This window comes from Pseudoalteromonas sp. Ps84H-4 (genome assembly GCF_024124645.1).
Classification (GTDB): Bacteria; Pseudomonadota; Gammaproteobacteria; order Enterobacterales; family Alteromonadaceae; genus Pseudoalteromonas; species Pseudoalteromonas lipolytica_C.
The window spans coordinates 68,006-91,100 of record NZ_JAMXSK010000020.1 but is presented as its reverse complement, the minus strand read 5'-3'; the positions used below and the strand labels follow the sequence as shown (position 1 = coordinate 91,100).

Annotated in this window: 11 protein-coding genes; 1 reads left to right on the top strand and 10 read right to left on the bottom strand. The window is 38.9% G+C overall.

The window, feature by feature from the left end; all coding sequences use genetic code 11:
- Positions 1-34: 34 nt before the first annotated feature.
- The 3 genes from NH454_RS16840 to NH454_RS16830 all read right to left on the bottom strand — a co-directional run bounded on the left by NH454_RS16840 (position 35) and on the right by NH454_RS16830 (position 6,382).
- Positions 35-907, bottom strand: coding sequence for a peptidylprolyl isomerase (locus NH454_RS16840; RefSeq protein WP_235383607.1), 873 nt, complete (start codon positions 905-907; stop codon positions 35-37).
- A 91-nt stretch (positions 908-998) separates the two neighbouring features.
- A complete protein-coding gene (locus NH454_RS16835) occupies positions 999-4,685 on the bottom strand; it encodes a translocation/assembly module TamB domain-containing protein (RefSeq protein ID WP_253039711.1) in 3,687 nt (1,228 codons plus the stop codon).
- Positions 4,685-6,382, bottom strand: a complete 1,698-nt coding sequence (locus NH454_RS16830; protein WP_235383617.1) for an autotransporter assembly complex family protein — start codon at positions 6,380-6,382, stop codon at positions 4,685-4,687. Before NH454_RS16830 ends, NH454_RS16835 begins: the two co-directional genes overlap by 1 nt.
- A 201-nt stretch (positions 6,383-6,583) precedes the next feature.
- Between NH454_RS16830 and NH454_RS16825 the strand changes: the two genes are divergently transcribed.
- Positions 6,584-6,916: a ribonuclease E inhibitor RraB gene (locus tag NH454_RS16825; RefSeq protein ID WP_135925338.1), complete on the top strand. Its 333-nt coding sequence runs from the start codon at positions 6,584-6,586 to the stop codon at positions 6,914-6,916.
- A gap of 26 nt (positions 6,917-6,942) precedes the next feature.
- Here NH454_RS16825 and NH454_RS16820 read toward each other — a convergent pair whose 3' ends face one another.
- The 7 genes from NH454_RS16820 to NH454_RS16790 form a co-directional block, all read right to left on the bottom strand.
- A complete protein-coding gene (locus tag NH454_RS16820; RefSeq protein WP_253039710.1) occupies positions 6,943-8,688 on the bottom strand; it encodes a DEAD/DEAH box helicase in 1,746 nt (581 codons plus the stop codon).
- Positions 8,689-8,755: 67 nt separating this feature from the next.
- Positions 8,756-9,061 carry an H-NS histone family protein gene (locus tag NH454_RS16815; RefSeq protein ID WP_135925343.1) on the bottom strand — a complete coding sequence of 102 codons (306 nt, stop codon included), beginning with the start codon at positions 9,059-9,061 and terminating at the stop codon, positions 8,756-8,758.
- 113 nt (positions 9,062-9,174) lie between these two features.
- Positions 9,175-13,371: a transporter substrate-binding domain-containing protein gene (locus NH454_RS16810; protein WP_253039709.1), complete on the bottom strand. Its 4,197-nt coding sequence runs from the start codon at positions 13,369-13,371 to the stop codon at positions 9,175-9,177.
- A 426-nt stretch (positions 13,372-13,797) separates the two neighbouring features.
- Positions 13,798-16,440, bottom strand: a complete 2,643-nt coding sequence (locus NH454_RS16805; protein ID WP_253039708.1) for a TonB-dependent receptor — start codon at positions 16,438-16,440, stop codon at positions 13,798-13,800.
- Positions 16,441-16,840: 400 nt separating this feature from the next.
- Positions 16,841-17,722, bottom strand: a complete 882-nt coding sequence (locus NH454_RS16800; RefSeq protein WP_253039707.1) for a class I SAM-dependent methyltransferase — start codon at positions 17,720-17,722, stop codon at positions 16,841-16,843.
- A 58-nt stretch (positions 17,723-17,780) separates the two neighbouring features.
- Positions 17,781-20,402: a TonB-dependent receptor gene (locus NH454_RS16795; RefSeq protein ID WP_253039706.1), complete on the bottom strand. Its 2,622-nt coding sequence runs from the start codon at positions 20,400-20,402 to the stop codon at positions 17,781-17,783.
- Positions 20,403-20,647: 245 nt separating this feature from the next.
- A complete protein-coding gene (locus NH454_RS16790; RefSeq protein WP_253039705.1) occupies positions 20,648-22,996 on the bottom strand; it encodes a DNA polymerase II in 2,349 nt (782 codons plus the stop codon).
- Between the last annotated feature and the right edge of the window lie 99 nt (positions 22,997-23,095).

Genomic DNA, 23,095 nt, shown 5'->3' with positions numbered 1-23,095 from the left:
ATTGTATCAAATAATCTATCAGGTGGTCATGGCTTTATTTAATCCGTTCGGTTGGAATTGGCATGGCACAAACGTCGATGTAATCAGGGCTTTCAACAAACCATGCTTCTACGCGATTTTTACGCGCTTCAATAAGGGCTTTAAACGCATTTGAGTCTGTTTTCATCACCCGAAACTCACTTTTATCTGTGTCTTTAATATCTGCTAATACTTGCATATCTGTAATGGGATTAAATGCCTGACCTTCAGTGGCTTTACGCTGCAATAGATTAAAGTGCTCCATGCCTTCTAAAACACGACCAAACACGGTGATATTACGGTCTAAATAGCGCTGGCTATTACCGATGGTGACATAAAATTCGGTACCACCGGAATTAATATCATTACCGCGGGCCATAGCAAAAATTCCTGGGCAATGTACTTGCCATGTTTCGGTTTGGCTTTGGTTTTGTGCCACAGCAAAGCCATTTAAAAAGCCCGTTTTAGCGGCATAGCCATCAGGCCCTTTAAGCTCTGTAATCGCTAAAGGAGCCTCGGTGCGTAGATAAAACTCAGCAGGTAACCCTTTTTTTGCATTTTTAACAGGTTTACTTTCGCTGGCATCTCCGCCCTGCGCAACAAATCCTTCAACAAAGCGATACATACTCAGGCCTTGATAAAACCCTTCTTTGGCAAGCTGTCGCATGTTATTTGCGTGAATAGGCGCTAGTTTATCGTTTAGTTCGATATAAGCAGCGCCTGTAGGTAAGGTTAATTTAATAACGTTTTCGGCACTGACTTTTCGCCACTCACTGCTACTTGCGGTTTTAATGATTTCGCCAGCAGAACGTTTTTGGCTTGTTTCTTTTGCAGCAATTGGTGCAGCTAATACTACGCCAAGGCACAGAGTTAATAGACTTAATTTCATTGTTATTATCTTTTAAGTAATTGACAACTCAGCCTATTAACTTATGCCTTAATAAGCAAATAAAAGCGATTTATGGTGCCAAGTAGATGTATTAGTCCCAATCAAATTTATAAAGAATATCAACATTTTGATAAAGGCCGCTGGTGACCTCGATATACAATTGCGACAACAATTGATAACGAACTGCCACTTCACTTAATGAATCAAAAATGCCGACACTGTATTTCACTTGAATACCCGGTGTGACGTAACCAGATATTTCAACTTTGGTGTCATCCCCGCTGCCGCTTGAACTTAAGCTGACATCAGACAAACCAAAGCTTTCACCGATTTTGGATACCACACCTTCACTGCGATTTACACCTTGGGCAAGCAGTAATTGGGTGAGCATCGCATCGGTTGAGCTATCTCCTTCATCAAGAGGTTGCCCGTTTAATAAATAAGCCAATGCTTGGGCTTGGTCCATCGCAGGCTCTGAGAACACTTTTAATGAAGGTTGTTCGACATTACCAGTTAACGTAATACCTGCAATCACGCCATTAGATGTGTTATCCGGATTACGAATTGCCTTAATGTTTAGGTACGGTTTATCAATAGAGCCGCTAAAGCCCACCTGACCGGTGCGAATTTGCAAGTCTTGCCCAAAGGCACGATAGGTACCTTGAACAAGGTTCAATTCACCCGTTGCTATCATCGGTGTAACTTGGTCCATGCTGATGTTAATGTCACCTTCAACTTTAGACTGTAATCCAAATGAATCAACGCGCACATCATTCTCAACCAACACCTTTAGGTTTATGGCATAGTCAAAGGGGACTTTTTCTGATTGTTGCTGCTCAATATCAACAATGACTTCATCATCGCTGACTTGTACAGCGCCTTCTGGTAGCTCTTCAATGGCAATACGACCCCATGGCACTACAACTTGGCCATCAAGATTAAACGCATTATTCTTCAAAGACATAGTTAAATCTGGCGATACTTTAAAGGTGACATCTTGCTGGGCACGCACAAAAAACTCTTTACCGTTTAATTTCACGTCAACGTCAGGTAAATCTTGCTGCCAATCAATACCGCCAGATAAATTAAGCGCGCCCCCTTCGGTATCTTTAAGCTCACCTGTCAGCTTCGCACTTTGGTTATTAAAGGCAATGTTCACATAAGAGTTTTGCAGCGATACAGGCAGGTTTGCCCCTTCAAGGTTGATTTTTTCGACATCAAAATCACCATTGAGTAATGGTTCTTTTAAAGTACCTGCGATTGCTAATCGACCTTTAATGTCGCCTGTTAGTTGCTCAAGTGAAGCAATAAAGGGTCGTAAGTTTGTTAACTCAATTTTCTCAATAACCAAGTCGCCCGCTAAGGTCTGTTGATTTTGAATATCATCAATGTTGAGCTCTGACGTTACTTTACCTAATACGGATGAATCAATAGTGGCATTAAGTTTACCGACTTGTGCATCGCTCATTGCCGATATATCTAAAACCTCAACCGGTAATTTATATACACTTGCACCATCGATTAAGGATGCTTCAAGCTGCTGAGTTTTGATATTGGCACGAATGGTTTTTAGTGCGCCATTATTCCAGTTGGCAACAAACTCCCCGCTTGCATCGCCAATTACTTTCAAGTTATCTGGTAAGAAGTGTTTAAATTCAGCAATCGATAACGCTGCAAGCTGTGCATTTAACTGGCCTAACTGCTTAGTTTGCTGCAAAGTCTCAAAGCATAATTTTGAGTTATCACTTTGCCAGCAATGTGCAGCGACATTAAAGTCAAATGTCTTGGTATTAACTTGAATATTAACTGGTTTATTAGTGCCAAAGCGCACCTGATTATCGGTAACAAGAATTTGGCTCAGCGCACCTTGCCAGGTTTCTTTATTAAATTTACCGTCAATATCAAACGACGCCTTGCCTTGGTCTGCATCGAGTAAAAAAGTTAAATGGTGATCTGTTTTATCGCCGCTAGCGTCTAACTCAATTTGATTAATTTTGTGTTCGCTAATCGATGCAGAATCAAGCACCAATGACACATCCGTTTGCCAGTCTGCAGCGTAATCAAATTGCCCTTTTAATGTTAAACCATCAACCTGAATATCTTGATAGCTCAATGTATTAAGAACTAAATTTAAATCAACTGTTGGCGCAAGACGCTCACCACGCAAACTCAAATCAGCAAAGCCCTTGCCTTGCATAGGCAAGATATCTTGACCACTTGCATCTAAACGCAATTTGCCGTCAACTTGCCATACATCATCCACTTGTCCGGATAACGCAATTTCATTTTTACCGCTTTTCACTTCTAGTTTATTAAAACTCGCATGCAAGCTGCTATCAAGTTCAAAATCCGACAGCAAGGTCACTGGCACGTCATTCACAGAGCCATTTAATTGCGTATTATCTAAGGCAAGCTGCCACTTACCTGCTTGTAAGTTAAATGAACCATTAAATTCACCAGATAAATCACTACTTAGTGCATCCGTTAAATATTGGGCTTTTAAGTGGCTTAAAACCCCTTTAAATTGGCTTTTTACGCCATTTGACCAATCAACTGATGCGTTAATTTCTGCTTTACTGTCGTTAGTATTAAGGCTTAACTGCTCAAGTTTTGCGTTTGTTAAACTACCTTGTAATTGCGATTTCACAGTCATTGCCGGTAATGCATCTAACTGCGTTACTAGGCTCAAATCAACAGCATAATCATCGGCATGGCCTTTCGCTTTTAAATCAAAGTCCGATAATTGCAGCTGTTGTGTATCTGTTGCTATTTGCCACTTTGCTATTTGACCAGTTAAATCAAATGGGTAATTTGTTTGTTTTAGGTTCACAGCCCCTTTTAACTCTGCTGGGTATGCTCCCTGTGTAACTAGGTCTAACTTTAAATCCTCAAGCGGCCCTGAAACTAATAACTTAGCTTGATGCTCATTGCTATTTAGAGACACAGCCCCCTCAACTGTATTTTTACCCGCAAGCGCTGCCGTTAAATTGGTGTGCAATTGCCATTGCTGATAACTTGCAGCAAGCTTTTGAAGATTAATATCGCTTCCCTTGGCTGAAGCTACCAATTGAATATTTTCGACAAGCTGAGCCTCTTCTGCGCCATAAGGAGTAACAGCAACTTTACTGATTTGAAGTTGCTTTAACTCAACATTAATCGGTAGCGTAATATCAAGTGCTGGTAATGCTGGAAGCTCTGTTAATGGCGTTGATTTAGGCTGCTCTTTTGCTTCGTGCAGCATCACAGCAACATCAGCAATGGTCAGTGTATCCACTGTAATATCCGATGCTTCACCGCGACCACTTAAGTTTAATTTGTTGACTGTTACATCGGCACTCGGATGCGCAAGATTAAAGCGATTAATTGCAACTCGCTTAACAGCAACTTTCATTGGTAAGCTAATTTGTGCGGCTTGTGCAACTTCAGGCTCTGTTTCAGAGCCCTGCTCAGTTGATGCAGCTTGGCTTTTAATATTTAAATCTATCGACTGGGCGCTTAAATTATCAAGACAAATGCCATCACAACGCCACCAGAACAAATCAATTTTTAGCTGCTTTGCATCAAGCTTGATGCCTTGATTTTCAAAGTGAACATCAAACGCATCGTTATATAAAAAACGCCCAGATGGCAGCTTTATTGTTAAGCCATCAACTAACTTATTCGCTGTGTATGCAATAAAGTGATTACCGGGCGCGGTGAATAGCAAACAAAACACAATAACTAGCAGACTTGCCAACGTGATTGATAGAACCTTGGTTATCTTTTTTAACATCTTCATTAGATTTCAGGCCCTATGGTAATACTTAATCGGGTACTTTTGCTTTCTTTTGTTAAACCCCAAGCATGGTCGATACGTACAGGGCCAACCGGTGTTAAATAGCGAAAACCAAAACCGGCACCAACTTCGACGCGATCACTAAAATCATTAGTCGCAGTACCACTATCGACAAATAAGGCTGCGCGCCAATGCTCAGCAAATTGATAGTTATATTCAACAGTGCCACTCATCAAATATTTACCACCAATTAAGCGCCCTTCCTCATCTTCTGGGGAAATAGATTCATAAGCAAAACCACGTACACTCTGATCACCACCGGCATAGAAACGCAGTGATAACGGCACATCATTTATATTATCGACCAGCATGGCACCTAGGTTGGCTCTTAAAAACAACATATGGCGATCTGCAAAAGTAGTTAGCCAGGCATTTTGCAGTTGTAAGCGCAAAATGTTGGTTGAAGACATCATATCTTTTAAACCAAATTCGGCCGAAACCATCCATTGGTAACCTTCATAAGGTGTTGTACCCCCTTCGGTATCTTTTTTCGCATAACTGATGCCGGGCATCAGCATTTTTGCACTTTGCTCCTCATCGCCAATACGATAAGTTTCATAATCACGTCTTAAAAAGGCCGTACGCACCCAGTCGTCTTCGGTTAGCCATTGCCTTTGCAACTGTCCGGTTAATATTTTGCTGTACAGATCATTAGTTAATTCGTCTTCGAGCTTGTAACCCACAGAGAAGCGCCAAAGGTCATCATTAGGATCGTCGACCGGTACCGTATAGCCCAATGATATATCTTGCTGGCGCTCAGATACATTTAGGTTACTTTCTAAGTAGTGGCCATCTTCGGTGATCCAAGGTTTGGTCCACTTAAAACGAACTTTCGGACCAAGATCTGTGCTATAACCGCCACCCACTTCATAGCTATTGGCTGGCTTATGTAATACATCAACATTAACAGGCACTTGATTATCTTTACGTTTTGCAATATCTGCATACACACGGACACTCGCAAAATAAGGGGTACTCGATAGCGCTAAGTTGTAATCAGAAACCTCGGTCGCTTTATATGGCTGACCTTGTTTAAACTCCGCCAGCGAACGAATGTATTTTTCAGCGGGAGTCTCACTCCCAATGGTGATATCACCAAACTGATAGCGAGGACCGGTATCGACATTAAAAATGACTTTTGCGCTATTATTTTTTAGCGATACGGCCAATTTATGCTCGTGCCACTTCGCATCAAAATAGCCTAACTCTAATAGCTGGCTTTCAAGACCTTTTCTAGCAGCCTCATATTTACCGTGATTTAAAAAGTCACCCTGCTTGATTTTGATACTATTGACAGCAGACATAAATTCAGCGTCATCTTTCCCGGCACCAGTGATAGTTACGTTGATATCTGCAATTCGGGTAACAGGGCCTCGTTCAACATCGACAATTAATAGCTGCTGCGCGTTATCGAAACTAATTTTGATGGTCGGTTTGTAATAGCCAAGGGCTTTTAAACTCATTTCTACTTGGCTTTTAGCATGACGCTTTAATGCCTTGGAAGTTTTTTCATCGATAAGTTGTTTTATGTAAAGCTCAACGTTCTTTTCGAGCTCATCACTGATCCCCTGAATTTTATAATCTTTAATAACCGTAGCAGCACTCGATGCATGCTGGCTGTATGAAAAGCAGATAAACAAAAAGACAAAAAAGAAATGCCGAGTATACAAAAAATATCCTTACTTTTTTGGAGGAGTCATAATCTAAAATGAGTACAAAAAGATACTAGCACAGTGCAATAGCCACCGACATAATTGAAATGCTAAAATTAGTACGCGTTAAACAATTATTTTCGCTACAATAGCGGATAATACCTAGATTTATAATGAATGAGCGACTAAATGCACTTCCCTGATGACGAAAACGGTCAATTATTAGCTGAAATAGCTGAAGCTGGTGTCGATTTAACCAGTATGCAAACCATCGATTTCTATATCCTTTTTGAACAAAAACCTGAAGCAGAAAAATTTGCTGAAGCGATTACAAGTGATGAGCTTGCTCCTTCAACAGAGTTAACCAAATGCCCAGATACAGGGGTGTGGGAAGTAATTACCCGCGTGAAGATGGTGCCAGATCACACTTTACTTAGCCAAACTGAGCAATACTTAGAAAGCATCGCTAATGGCCATAATGGTTATGGTGATGGCTGGGGTTTAATGGCTGAAGAACAATAAGCCTGCCAGCCAATTTTGTAAGCGAATCAATTTAGTTGATTCGCTTTACGAAAACTCCCCTGATAATCAAATAGCTTTTCTGCCACTTTCCAACCATATTTTTTATTTTTACGCGCAATCACAAAATCGGGGGCCAGTAGTTGCTGCTGTAAATTTACAACCTGCTCAGCGCTTTGCCATTCAATTGGTGTAAAACCTGGTGCTGCTCTCTTACCAAACTGCTTATTAAAAATAAATCGTCCGGTGTCATTTGCTAAGTTAAATACCTCATCACAACTTGCACCGTCTTCATCATAATAACTAATTTTAAGTAAACCTTTTGCGAGCACCTGAGCTGACAAACCACTACACCTTAATACCAAGGCATCTTTTAAATTTAGTGCTTCTCGTAGTTTATCATCAGGGTCTGCCATCATGGCACCACAAGAATGGCACTGCCTTGCAGCAATGTCATTTTGTTCACCACACTGCTCACATTCTTTAAACCGAAAGCGATAATCGCACTGTACTTGTTCTTCACCATCGTCCAGCAAGCCTTGACAACGTCTGCCAAAATGCTCAATCACTTTGCCCTCGCTGTCTGTTTTACCCCAAAAAATATTCGCAAATCCACAACCCGGACACAGCACCTGAACAGGCTCATTATCACTTTGCGCTTTTTTACTGCCCACTTCAGGATAAAACAAATCAAAACCATTACCTGCATAGTCAATCACTAAGCAGTCTTTTTTTCCTTCACTTAAGCGCAGGCCCCGACCTACAATCTGCTGGTATAAACTGACCGATTCGGTTGGCCGTAAAATCGCGATGAAATCAACATGAGGAGCATCAAAGCCTGTCGTGAGCACAGATACATTAACCAAATACTTTATTTGTTTTGCTTTAAATTGATTAATAATTCGGTCACGTTCGTTATTATCGGTATCGCCGGTTATAAGTGCAGTATTTTGCTCTGGTAAGTAACCGGTAATTTCTTTGGCATGCATCACGGTTGCGGCAAAGATCATCACGCCATGACGCTGTTCACTGTATTCTATAACTTGCTTGATAATAGCTTTTGTTGCCCGTGTGTTATCTTTCAATAATGCATTCATATTTTCGATACTGTATCGACCGAATGAATCACTCGGTAGTGATGAAAAGTCATAATGACTAATAGCAGCATCGACTTCATGCGGTGGCGTTAAATAGCCGTTTTTAATCATATAGCGCAGTGGTAACTCAAAAATACACTTTTTAAATGGCGCATCTTTATCACCTCTAACAAAACCGTGATAATGATGATGATAAACCCAGCCCATCCCCATACGAAAAGGTGTCGCAGTTAATCCAAGCACTTTAAGGTTGGGGTTTTGCTTTTTTAGACTCGCTATCACCTGCCCGTATTGGCTTTGTTCATCACCGCTGACACGGTGACACTCATCAATGATCAACAAAGAGTAGGCATCACTCAGCTTATCGGTATTGCGCGCCAGGGACTGCACACTTGCAAAGGTGACTTGCTCTGTTAAAGACTTTTGCTTTAAACCTGCTGAAAAAATACTCGCCTTAAAGCCAAAACTCATATACTTCTCTGCGTTTTGCTCCACCAATTCTTTGACATGTGCAAGCACCATAATTTTTTGTTTGGCAATGCGCGCAAGCTCTGCAATAACAAGGCTTTTTCCTGCCCCTGTTGGTAATACGATCAGTGCAGCATCATCTGTTTGTCGAAAGTGAGCAACCGTGCGTTCTACGGCCTCTTGTTGGTAGGGTCTGAGTACGTACTTCATTTTATCGGAATATTCGACATAAAAAAGGGAAGCATACGCTTCCCTTCATATTCTTTAAAGCAAAAAATTAAGCCAAGTGCTTAGTTAGATCGACACCTTGGAACGCTTTAGGACGTTTACCACGACCCGTCCATTCAACGATTTCACCATTATACTCGATGCGATATTTTGGTTTAACTTTAGTACGCTTATCTGTACTTGCTACATCTTGTAAATCTTCTAATGTAAGTCCTTTTTCTTTTAACAAATCGAGTACTTCTTTTTTAGCTTCTTGCTGTTGAGTATATTTCTCGATTGCTGTGTCAATTAGCTGCTTGGCTTTTTCAAGCTCAGTTAACGACGCAGATTTAACAAAAGATCGGATTTCTTTCATTTAGAGCTCTCTTGGATATAAAATTTAAGTTAGATGTTAAACGTTCATGAGTATATAATTAAATCATAAATTAATCTATGGCATGCTTATTTTTTATAGCACTTTTCATTATATTAAAGCCATAACTTAACTTTATCTATTACGTCAAGTAGCTCTGAAATCAAACCTTCGACAACCAAAGTGTCATGTTGTTGATTAAATCTATTTTCTGTCTGCACGATAAGTTCTGACAACGGTGGGTATTGAAGCATAACAATCCCACCTTTAAGCTTATGGATTGAACGAGAAATCTTTTCAATATCATGATTTTTTAAGTGCGTAGATAAATTATCCACATCTTCTTGTAAGCTGTTTATAAACACCTCAGCTAACATTTTTGCATCATTTTCATTTCCAAAAACAGTTAACCAATGCTGCTTATCTTTAACACCTTGTATATTTATAAATGTATTATCAATGGTTTCAACATCACTCGTGTTGAGGTCAATAAACTCAGCCAATCTATTATATAATTCATTTAGTTTATACGGCTTAAAAAGAACGCTATTCATACCTGAATCTAATGCTTTTTTTAGACATTCTTTCGATGAGTCAGCTGTAAAACCGATAATAGGTAAATGCTTAAATTGCTCTTTTTCTCGTATACTTTTCGCTAAGCCAAAACCATCTAAATCCGGCATGTGGCAGTCTGTTAATAATAAGTCAAAATGATTATTCTCAAGCGCTTTTAACCCTGCGAAACCATCCTCGACTATTACAGCCTTAATCCCAAGCTTTTGACATTGCTTTTCAAGTAATAGTTGATTGGTTTTATTATCCTCAGCTATCAGTATTTGACCATAAACAGGAGTATTTTCTAGTCGGGTTGGCTCACTACTTTTAGTGTGAATATTATCAATTAACTCTCTTAGTATATCTGGATACAGTGGGTCTACAGCTAATACGTGACAGCTACATTTTGCAGGTGCTTGAGTACCATTCGGACTTAACACAATAATGTATTTATTGCTTGCTTGGTTTATCTCTGTTCGCCAGTCGTTACCCCAAAGCTCCACCATATAGCACTCATCAATAAATATACTTTTCGCCTGCTCAAAAGCATGTTTATCTAATGGCCAATCTAGCTGCTTATATTGAACACCAATGCTGTCTAAACAATTTAACAGAGGCTGATTTTGACTACAGACATACCAAGTAACAGAAGATAGACTTAGCTTAGATTTGCTAACTTGGGTTAATGGCACAGTGATATAAACATTGGTGCCTTTCCCATAAGTACTAGAAATATTAATCTCACCTTCCATTGCATCTAGTAATTGCTTGGCAAGACTTAAACCCAGACCAGCACCACCAAAACGACGTTGAATAGAATTATCTGCTTGCTCAAAAGGGGTAAATGTTTGCTTTAGTTGCTGAGCAGTCATACCTTTGCCGGTATCTGATACTTCAAGTTTAAGGGTGTTTTTTTCAAACAAAACATCACAACTAATCGTGCCTTGCTCGGTAAACTTAACTGCATTATTTAGCACGTTAGAAACAACTTGCATCACGTGGTTTATATCGACAGAAGCTAAATTATAGGCCGCTGTACGCCACGATAAAATAAACTCTATGCCTTTTTGCTTAGCAAGATATTCATGAGCGCGTATAACTCGGCATAAATGCGACTCTAAATCTACATTTCGTATTTCAACATCGATATTACCCGCATTAGTATTTGCAAAATAAAGAATATCATCAACTAAAGTGCGTAACTTTAATAAAGAGCCATCAATGTGCTCTACTAATTGGTATTGCTCATCAGTCATCGTTGAAGCTTTTAGTAATTCAATAAAGCCACTAACGCCTGAAATAGGCGTTCGCAGTTCATGACTCATGGTTGCAATAAAACGACTTTTCGCTAAATCAGCTTGCTGTGCTAATTGATTTGCCTTTGTAAGGTCTGCTTGCTGGCGTTTTAGCAAATTAATGTCAAATAGAATGCCATTCCAACGAACTCCCTCTTGCGAAGACTGCTTTTTGGGCTCAGCATTTGCTATATATCGACACCAAATCTGCTGACCTAAATGGTTCACTCTAAACTCAATATCGATCATGCTATTAAGTTTGTTAGCAAGCTTAAAACTTTTAGCAATTTTAACTCTGTCTTCATCAACAATATGAGGCGAAATGCAACCTGTCATGCCTCGGCGATTAACGGTTGTATTTGAAATACCTAATAACTCTTGTGCGCCTCGGCTAATATAAGTGTAGCTACCCTCACCATTATCATAATACTCGTACTGAAAAACGCCGCCTGGGATAGTATCGGTAATTGTTTGTAGTAGTTTTTGTACTGATTTATTCTCACGCTGTAATTGGTGATGCTCAGTAACATCCGTAATTACTGTCATAATGCCTGCAAGTAAACCATCAACACCATAATAAGGTTTTTTTGTATAAAGAAGTTCAAGGTTTTGTCCTTCATTATTGGTGTAGTTTATTTGCTGATTTATCACTTTTCCTGACTTTAAACTTTGTCTGTTTTGCGAAAGCAGTTTCTTAACCACATCAAGATCAGTACGTAGGTATTGATTATCTTTATCCCATAAATGAGCAAAATTATCTTTATAAGCCTTATTCCACATTATGCGACGTTGATCTTTATCCTGTATCACCACCATAGTAGGAAGGTCATCTATCAGCTTTTGAGTGAAGTTAAGTTTACTAAGTGCAACCTGTTCAGCGTGTTCGCGTTTTGCTATTTCTCTATTAATTGTTATTCGCCAGCTAATAAAGTAAATAACAGATACTGCCAACAGAATTAAAACAAGAATTGCTGTCGTGTTTACCGTTTTTTTATCGTAGCCTTGCTCAATATTAAAAATACCATGGCGATTGACTACATGAGTAAAATCATTACTTGTTAATGTTTTAAATAAACTATCGAGTAAAGTGGCAAATTCAGAAAAGTGTTTATTTACTAAAAAGTAAATAGGCTGCGAATAACGATATTTTGGATTGATGTAAAATTCACCAATATAAAACTGATTTAATTGATAAGCGGCAATGCTTTGAGGCAAGATTACGCCGTCGATGTTATCATTTCTTAACGCATAAAAAAGAGTTTGAATTGAATCGAATGAGACGGTATCAAGCTGTTCACTAACCACAAGCCTCTCTAATGGATTTGCAAACGTTTCAAAATACCCTATCCGTTTAATTTCTCTTGAACGCTTAGAAATTAACACCATTTCTAAACTATAGTGAGCAGGTAAAGCAATTAGTACACCTTCATCTATTTTAGATGGTGTAAGTGTAGGAATAATATCAACTTTATTAGCTAAAAATAATTTTTCTAACTCGCTAGAGTTAGCGGCTGGTATGTACTTAAATTGAAAGTCACTTCGCTGTGAAAGAAGTTGCAGTGTATCGTTTAAATACCCTCTGGCCTCACCATTCTTGTTTGTTGAATTTAGTGGATAAATGCCATCAATAAATGAAAATGTCAGTAAATAATTATTAATATCTTCGGCATTAATACGGTTAAAATCGCGCTTAAACTGCCCATATGCCTTTGCAGCTAAGTACTCTTCGCTCGCAGCACTTTCCCACAACTGTTTAGTTGTTGGAGATATTGAGGTCAAAACAGAATTCACTTGGTTACGTAGCAATGTATTGTTTTTATTGAACATTACATGCAGAGTTTCACTTGATAACCAAATAGGGCTAACTACTTTTAAGTTATCATGAGTACGATTTTTAAATTGATGAGATAAAGCAGAATAATCTCCCAAAAACGCATCAAATGTGCCATCAGCAATTTTCTTATATGCATCTTCAGGTTGAATAAAGCGATTAATAAACAGAGCGCCATTTTCGGCTAAATATTCACAATGTGAGCTGCCAGTTATACAAACCCAGCGCAGGCTAGCCAAATTTTTTAAAGCATCGTTGGCTATCTTTTGCTTTGTCACTATTCCGCGCGGCGATTCCATAAACGGAGTAGAAAATAAGAAATGCTTCTTGCGTTGTTTTGTCTCATTTAAGCCAACAGCAAAGTCGACTTTTCCTGCCTCCAAAGCATCTAAAAGCTCGTTTAAACTTGCATATACTTCATAATCTAATTCAGCCCCAAGCAAGCTGGCAATTTCATTACTGTAGCCAACAATCACGCCTGAAAACTGACCATCAGCATCACGCGTATGATACGGGAAAAAGTTATAGCTAACGATACCTGCTTTTAAAGTTGCACCAGTCTGTTCAGAATTCGCACTAAATGATACAAGTAATGAAAGTAATATATAGATAAAGACAGTTATCTTACCCAAACAAAAGCCTTAACTAATTGTTAATCAGGAAATTCCAGTATAAGAGATTATTTCAAATGGTACAAATAACTAACTTGTTTCAATGCAATTAGCACTCATTAATATCTGTGCTTTCTTATTTTATAAAACCCATTTCAATATCAACCACTCTTTGATTTTACTTACTAACAATACTGAGAGTTTTCTAGTTCGGAATAATAATAATTGATTCAAAGTGATGACAAACAAACCTTTGATTAAGATTAAGAACTTTATGCTCATTATCATGGTTTTGGCGAGACGTTTAACTCTCCTTCTTAATAAACTATTAAAATAATTGCTAAAGACATCAGGTAGCCTTGTATCAATATTTTGTCCAATGATCGACATGCATATTCCATAAAAAAGGCTGAAAAAATTCAGCCTTTTTACGTTCAAAAAACTTTATTAGAAGCTGATTGAGTAGCTTACACGATAATCGCGACCAAAGTTGTTATATAAGTCTTGATCATCCCATGTGCCATTTGATGATAGCACTGGATCTTCATCTGTTAAGTTATTAACAGTGAAAGTAACAGCACCATATGCACCAGCATTATAAGTATAAGTTAAGTTATGTACTAACCAGCTATCAAGTCGACCAGACACATCATATTTAGCACCAGCAATTGGATTACCATCAGCATCTAAAGGAGCTTTTTCAAACTCACTTGTGCTATCAGTAAATGTTGCGTTCCATGCTAAAGAGTGATCTTCATAAGACCATGCAACCGTTGCAACAGACTTAAGCTCAGGTTGACCTGACCAACCAGATGTATCTTGAACTCGACCACCTACTTCTTCTTCATATGAAAGTACAAAGCTATTCACGTTTTGGAAACGGAAATCACCAAAACCAGTTTCAAGATTTGCAGCAATTGTAAAGTCGATACCTTCAATTTCGAAACCAGCACCATTAAAGTAAGATGTACCTGCTTCAATAAGCGTTCCAGATGCAGCACGCTTCAGATAGAAAGTCTCATTCGAAGTATCTGTATCTACTGATACAGCAGAGATTAGGCCTGCAGCTTCGTCAGATAAAAGAGCTTGTAATGTCTTTTGTTGGATTACATTATCGATTTGTAACTGGAAGTAATCAAGTTTGAAAGTAAGGTTGTCGTTTACGTCCCACGCGATACCAAGGTTAGTGTAATCTGATTCTTCAGCATCTAACTCTGAGTTTTGTGTATAGTATGTATTGTACTGACGCTCTGTTGTAGAGCCATTTCTATAGTCAATAGCGTCTTCTGCTGAAAATGAACGCGCAGCATTAAGACGGTCAAGACCTGGTGCACGGAAAGACTCAGAATATGAACCACGGATAACGATGTTATCAGCTACTTGCCAACGAGCAGATACCGCAGGAGCAATATTGTCACCGAAGTCAGAGTAGTCATCGTAACGAGCTTTTAAGTTAACTTCTACAGTTTCAGTAATTGGAAGAACTGACTCGAAGAAGAGTGCTGTTACATCACGTTTACCCTGTGATGAGTTACCTGCTGAACCACCGATTAAACCAGCAGCTGATTGACCATCGTAGATATCTGCATAAGTTTGCTCAAAATATTCCATACCTACGTAGTGTGATACTTGACCACCAGGTAATTCGAATAAATCGAAGCCAATACCTGCAAAGTATTGGTCAAAAGTCGATGAAGATTCTTGAAGTGTTGTTGCTTTCATGTTTGCAACACCTTCATCTGAACCTAAATCAATATCATTAGCTTGGTTATATGCTAAACCAGAATAAGAAAGGTAGTATTGACCAACAGATTTGTTATCTGCTTTGTTACGGTGGTAGTAAACTTCCCATGAAGCATTGTTCCAGTCGAAGTCACCGCGAAGACCAGTAGTTAAGTCGATATTGTAGTCGTCTACGTTACCGTCACGAGTACCGATACCAACCCAACGGAATAAACCGTATGCACCGTCTACACCATAAGGGTTGTGTGGGTTATCAGCAGACATATTTTCCCACTCTGCAGCAGGAGGAGCATAACGACCAAATGATGAGTTTTGAACAAACATTGTTTGACCAAACCACTCTACGTTATCGGAAATTTCATAGTTAGAGCTGATGTATAATGTGTTACGGTCGATTGATGCTGTGTTGTAAGATACGTTACCAAACGCATACATACAATACTCAGAGCCTGGGCCCCAGTCTTCATTTGCATCTACACGACGGAACGTATTTTCACCGTACTCTGCAATTAAGTCATCACATAATAGTGATGCTTTTGCTTGTGAGAAGTCAGGAGAAAGAACTGTTGCACCGAAGTACGACCAACCAACAGTATCTGCAGTGTATGCTTCGATATCACCATCACCATCTAAATCACCGATTTTAGCTTTAGTGTAATCACGTGCACCATCACTGATACCTTCACGTTTTTGGTAATCGTATGCAAACGTGATGTTACCTTTATCGTTTGAGATACCACCTACTACAGAAAACTCTGAAGACGTTGTCCCCTCGTCCTGATCACGATGACCAGCACCAACGTTAAAGCTTAGGCCTTCATAATTGTCTTTTAATACAACGTTAACAACACCAGCCATTGCATCAGAACCATAAATAGATGATGCACCTTCAGTCATGATATCGATACGCTCAACTGCCGCCATAGGAATAGCATTTAAGTTAGCTGACGCACCACCTAATGTTGGTGAGCCTGGGAAACGACGACCGTTTAATAGCACAAGTGTACGGCGTGAACCCGCACCACGTAAGTTAATAGTTGCTTGAGACTGAGCAGAGCTACCTGAACGCTCTGAGAATGAGCCGAATGAGTTCAATGAACTTGAACGAAGAGCGTCAGCTACAGTGAAATCACCTTCCATTTTGATATCAGCAGATGTAATGCTGATTACAGGTGATGCACCTTCAAGGTCAGTACGCTTGATGCGTGAACCTGTTACTTGAATGCGTTCAACTTTCTCTGCACTGTTGTCTTCAGCTGCAACAGTCGATGCAGAAAATGCAGCAGTTGACACTGCACCAAAAGCAATCGCTAAGCGAACTGCTTTTGAAACTTGATTATTTAACATTTGATTCTCCCTGGTCATATCCATGTTATGACTTTATTAATTTATTTATTTAACACTAAAGGGTCAAAGCCCCCCTTAGAGCTATCAAATACTAATATCAGGTACAACTTTTGGTCAACTTTTTTTTAACCTTTGTTTTATAAGGAAATTTAAACAATAAACAAATAATCAACAATAAACCAAATACGTTAATATTAGGTACAAGATAATTGCTTAAAGGTACAGAAAAAGCGTGGAAAATCCACATCAACAGCTTTTTGATAGTTAATAAACGCAACAATCAAAATTAACAATTGAAATAAAATAAATTATCTATGACAGGCAAAAAAGGAGGTGGATTTCAAAAAAGTAACATCTATTTATTAAATGCTACTTCTTTTTCTAAATCTAAATGAGGGTTTTAAAGAATCGATTCACCCATAATGTAAATTGCTAGTAATTCATCTTGATTGTTATCAAAGATTTTCCCAACTTCACAATTGACTTTCATTGTTTCTACTTGTTCGATCAAAAGTGCTGACTGGTTAGCAGCATTTACTAACTCAGTTAACCTAAGAATTAGAAGCTCTAATTCATTCATAAAAAGAGACAACGCTTTTTTGAAGTCTATTTTGTTATTCTGATTTTGACGCAAGAAGTTTATGAACGCAGGTAAATTAGTCCCCACTAAAGCATCAAAACTATTTATAAATTCACGTTTCATTTTTATTTCAATTTCATTGAAATAATGCTTTGCACTTTCCAGCTGCTTTCTATCAAGATCGTTAATCAAAGCCATTAGAGATGATGTTAACTCTTGTCTAACAAAATTTGCTGCCGCTAAAATCTTTGCATTTGGCTTTACAATTATTGATTCAGGGTGATGACAGACAAATGCAAATACTCCCTTAGCACTTAATACACGAAAAACCTCAGAGATACTTTTATCAAGTTGACTGTACTCTAGAGAAAACTGTGCAATAACAGACGAAAACTCATCATCTTTAAATGGTAAATTCTCAACGGCTGTATTTGACAGAAAGGTTCCGCCTACACTCTTTGAAACCTCGGGATGAATTTTTGCCTGATCGATTCCAACACAATTTAACTTTTTGTCTCTTTGTATCAGCTGAATTAAGGCACCATTGCCCGTGCCAACATCCAGAACCAATGAGTCTGGATCTAGCTTAGTCGCGAAACTACACCAGAACTTTTGTAATGATCCTTGGTAATTTTTTTTAAACCCGTTTCCAAATGAGGTTAGGTGTCCTTGTTGCCAATAATTTGTCCAATGGTCGCTCATGTATACTCCATAAAAAAAGGCTGAATAAATTCAGCCTTTTTACTTTCAAAAAACTTTATTAGAAGCTGATTGAGTAGCTTACACGATAATCACGACCAAAGTTATTATAAAGGTCTTGGTTATCCCAAGTACCGTTTGATGATAACACTGGATCTTCATCTGTTAAGTTATTAACAGTGAAAGTAAGTGCACCGTATGCACCTGCATTATAAGTGTAAGTTAAGTTGTGAATTAACCAGCTATCAAGCTTACCTGTTTGCTCATAGTAGCCATCACCATCTTCATCTTTTTCAGTTTCAGTAGTGCTGTCTGTGTATGTTGCATTCCACGCTAGTGAGTGATCTTCATAAGACCATGCAACCGTTGCAACAGACTTAAGCTCAGGTTGACCTGACCAGCCAGATGTATCTTGTACAACACCACCTACTTCTTGGTCATACGAAAGCACAAAGCTATTCACGTTTTGGAAACGGAAGTCACCAAAACCAGTTTCAAGGTTTGCAGCAATTGTAAAGTCGATACCTTCAATTTCGAAACCAGCACCATTGAAGTAAGATGTACCTGCTTCAACTAGAGTACCTGATGCAGCACGCTTCAGATAGAAAGTCTCATTTGAAGTATCTGTGTCTACTGATACAGCAGAGATTAGGCCTGCAGCTTCGTCAGATAGTAAAGACTGAAGAGACTTAGATTGAATTACATTATCAATCGCTAACTGGAAGTAATCAACTTTGAAAGTAAGGTTTTCGTTTACATCCCACGCGATACCAAGGTTAGTGTAATCTGAAGTTTCAGCATCTAACTCTGAGTTTTGCGTGTAATAAGTGTCATATTGACGCGATGTAGTTGAACCATTTGCATAGTCGATAGCTGATTCAGCTGAGAATGTACGTGCAGCATTTAGAAGGTCAAGACCTGGTGCACGGAAAGACTCAGAATATGAACCACGGATAACGATGTTATCAGCTACTTGCCAACGAGCAGATACCGCAGGAGCAATATTGTCACCGAAGTCAGAGTAGTCATCGTAACGAGCTTTTAAGTTAACTTCTACAGTTTCAGTAATTGGAAGTACTGACTCGAAGAAGAATGCTGTTACATCACGTTTACCCTGTGATGAGTTACCTGCTGAACCACCGATTAAACCAGCAGCTGATTGACCATCGTAGATATCTGCATAAGTTTGCTCAAAATATTCCATACCTACGTAGTGTGATACTTGACCACCAGGTAATTCGAATAAATCGAAGCCAATACCTGCAAAGTATTGGTCAAAAGTCGATGAAGATTCTTGAAGTGTTGTTGCTTTCATGTTTGCAACACCTTCATCTGAACCTAAATCAATATCATTAGCTTGGTTATATGCTAAACCAGAATAAGAAAGGTAGTATTGACCAACAGATTTGTTATCTGCTTTGTTACGGTGGTAGTAAACTTCCCATGAAGCGTTGTTCCAATCAAGGAAACCACGTAAACCAGTTGTTAAATCGATGTTGTAGTCGTCTACGTTACCGTCACGAGTACCGATACCAACCCAACGGAATAAACCGTATGCACCATCTTCACCGTATGGGTTGTGCTCATTGTCTGCAGACATACCAGTCCAAGGAGCAGCTGGAGGAGCATAACGACCAAATGATGAGTTTTGAACAAACATTGTTTGACCAAACCACTCTACATTTTCAGCGATTTCATAGTTAGAGCTGATGTATAATGTGTTACGGTCGATTGATGCTGTGTTGTAAGATACGTTTGCAAACGCATACATACAATACTCAGAGCCTGGACCCCAGTCTTCATTTGCATCTACACGACGGAACGTATTTTCACCGTACTCTGCAATTAAGTCATCACATAATAGTGATGCTTTTGCTTGTGAGAAGTCAGGAGAAAGAACTGTTGCACCGTAGTAAGACCAACCAACAGTATCTGCAGTGTACGCTTCGATATCACCATCGCCATCTAAATCACCGATTTTAGCTTTAGTGTAATCACGTGCACCATCACTGATACCTTCACGTTTTTGGTAATCGTATGCAAACGTGATGTTACCTTTATCGTTTGAGATACCACCTACTACTGAGAACTCTGAAGACGTTGTTCCTTCGTCTTGATCACGATGACCAGCACCAACGTTGAAGCTTAAGCCTTCATAGTTGTCTTTTAGGATAACGTTAACAACACCAGCCATTGCATCAGAACCATAAATAGATGATGCACCTTCAGTCATGATATCGATACGCTCAACTGCCGCCATAGGAATAGCATTTAAGTTAGCTGACGCACCACCTAATGTTGGTGAGCCTGGGAAACGACGACCGTTTAATAGCACAAGTGTACGGCGTGAACCCGCACCACGTAAGTTAATAGTTGCTTGAGACTGAGCAGAGCTACCTGAACGCTCTGAGAATGAGCCGAATGAGTTCAATGAACTTGAACGAAGAGCGTCAGCTACAGTGAAATCACCTTCCATTTTGATATCAGCAGATGTGATGCTGATTACAGGTGATGCACCTTCAAGGTCAGTACGCTTGATGCGTGAACCTGTTACTTGAATGCGTTCAACTTTCTCTGCACTGTCGTCTTCAGCTGCAACAGTCGATGCAGAAAATGCAGCTGTTGATGCAGCACCAAAAGCAATCGCTAAGCGAACTGCTTTAGAAACTTTTTTATTTAACATTTGATTCTCCCTGGACCACTATATTGTGGCTATATTTAGCATAAGCTTGTTTATTATTTGTTATCACATCAGGACTGCGACCAACAAATAATAAACAAATTAAACAAAATATCCAGACATTTGTTTATAAAAAATTAATAAAAAACCACAAATGAAACCAAACTTTAATCTATCGCGCAAAATTCGTACAAAGACATCCATAGCCAAAACCCTTAGAAATAGGGACAAAAAGCAATATTCAGACCTTAAAACATTCGAATTTGCTTATTATTTCCAAATGAAATAATAGTACCCAAATCTGCAACTATCATTTCAGCTATTGGCAACAATTGCTTATTAACATAAACACCATAATCGTAATGATGTTTACCTGTGTAGTACTCAGCGCCACAATCGGTGTACACATATTCAATTATTTGCCCACGCTTGAAGCTAACAGTAGGATTTTTAACTATATATTGCTTAGCTGCTTTAACATGAGGAGGGATATTTTTTTGATAGTCTGTCAAATGCTGCCCTAATCGTTTACGGTAGACTAACATTGAGTCAAATTCACCTGCATAAAGCTTTTTAACATAATTATCAAATACTTGGATTATTAAATCCTGACTATTCTGTTCACTAAATAAAATATTGAAAAGCTCTCTTTGAAATTGATGAGCCAATTCAGTCCAATCACTTCTAACTGTTTCCATTCCTTTAAAAACAAGTTCGCTAATTCCATCTTTAACCACATTTCCGACATATCGCTTTTTAGAACCCGTTGTTTTTCCTCTAATCGTGGGCATAAAAAAAGGGCTATAGTGGATTTCGAACTCAATTTCTAAAAAACTGTCTATTTTATAATGTTGTTGTAACTCGTGCTGCCAACGTATGTTTATTTTTCTTGCCAGTTCCGTACCGATTTCATTACAGTCTTGAGGACTCAGCTCATCAACTAATTTCACAAATGTCGAGTCAGTATCGCCATAAATTACTTCATAGCCCCATTCTTCAATCCACTGCTTGGTAGTTTGCATTATTTCATGACCACGCAGAGTGATTGAACTAGACAAGCGTGGATCATAAAAGCGGCACCCTTTTGAACCTAACACTCCATATAAACTATTCATAATGATCTTAATCGCCTGCGAGAGCATAGGTTGGTCATTATCTTTGGCGACCTGTCTTTTAGCAGCGAGCTCTCGAATCAGTTCAGGTAAATGATGTTCGGTTCGTGAAAATAGCGCTTGATTAAAACCCTCTATTGCATTTTCTGGGCTTTTTAAACCCTCAATCAAGCCAAGTGGATCTATACAAAATGTTCTCATTATCGATGGATACAGGCTTTTGTAATCGAGCACGAGTATATTTCTATAAAGCCCTGGTTGTGATGGCATAACATAGCCACCGGGGCTGTCGAATGTTAGGCCATGATCCCCCAAATTGGGAGCTACATAGCCACTTCTATGTAATAAAGGTAGGTAGAGGTTAGTGAAAGCGGCAACAGATCCCCCCATTCTTTCAAGCTCTAAACCTGTTAACTGACTTCGTACAACTGCAAAATCGAGTAACCTAAGCTTTTCAAAAATACGCAGTACTAAAATGCAATCTTGTCTGTTGTAACTCGCAAGTGAAAGTTTATCTTCATTAAACTGACGAATGATCTCAGCAAGACGGTCGTCGGTGCTAATCAGTTTATCTTCGCCAAGCTCAATGCTTGCTACATTGGCAAGACTGAAGTTATCGTAATGATAGGTTGCATTTTTTAAGGTATCGATACCATCAATCACAACCCGACCAGGTATAGTTAAGCGGGTAAAGCTACCAACTCTCAACTGCATTTTTTCTTTATTGCGCCCTAAAGGTAACTCAACCCCAAGCGCTTCAGCACGTGCATGTAATACAGTAAAATCAAACTCAATGACATTCCAACCTATAATCACATCAGGATCTATAGTTTGAATAAGCGAGCAAAGGTGGTCTAGTAAATCAATTTCATCAACACACCATTGAATGCTAAATGGCAGTTCACTGGTATCTTGTGGCTGTCCTATCATTAACACCATATCGATGTTTTCGCCCACTAAGCCAACTGAAAATAGTACTCCCTCACCATTACATTCAATATCGAGTGACAAGCTTGAGAATCGAGGCGTAAACTCGCTATTTTTTTTGAATTTAGCATCAGTTAATACTGGATATGGGTGGCTTTTAATTAAACGACCTTTGGCCCAAACAGATCCTCTGATAAAGCGCTCCATTAAAAACCTATCGACTGGGCGGATATCATCTTCATAGACTTTTATATGCTGTGCTTTGAGTCGTTTAGCTGCGTTGTAATAATGTTTCAATGAAGAGAAATAACAAGAAACCACTTGTTGCTGCATGAAGCTTTTAAGCTTCACATGCTTAATTTCGCAGATGATCCCATACTCGTTGAACACGCTTGTTGCAGCGTCTAATTGTGATTTATTAATAAAAAACACAGCGTGTTGTAAAGAGCTAATTAGCTTTACAGGCCCCTGCTGAGATAATATCCACACCACAATAGAAATGCCTTTAGCGCTATCATAGCATTGGGTGGAAAGAATAAAGCCAGAAACTAACTGCATGTTATTAGACCTTTTTTCGGAAATTTAGGCATTTTAGTTAAACAAAGCTAAGTGGATTAGCTAATTAAAGTAACAAGTCGCTTGTAGTTGCCCAGTTAA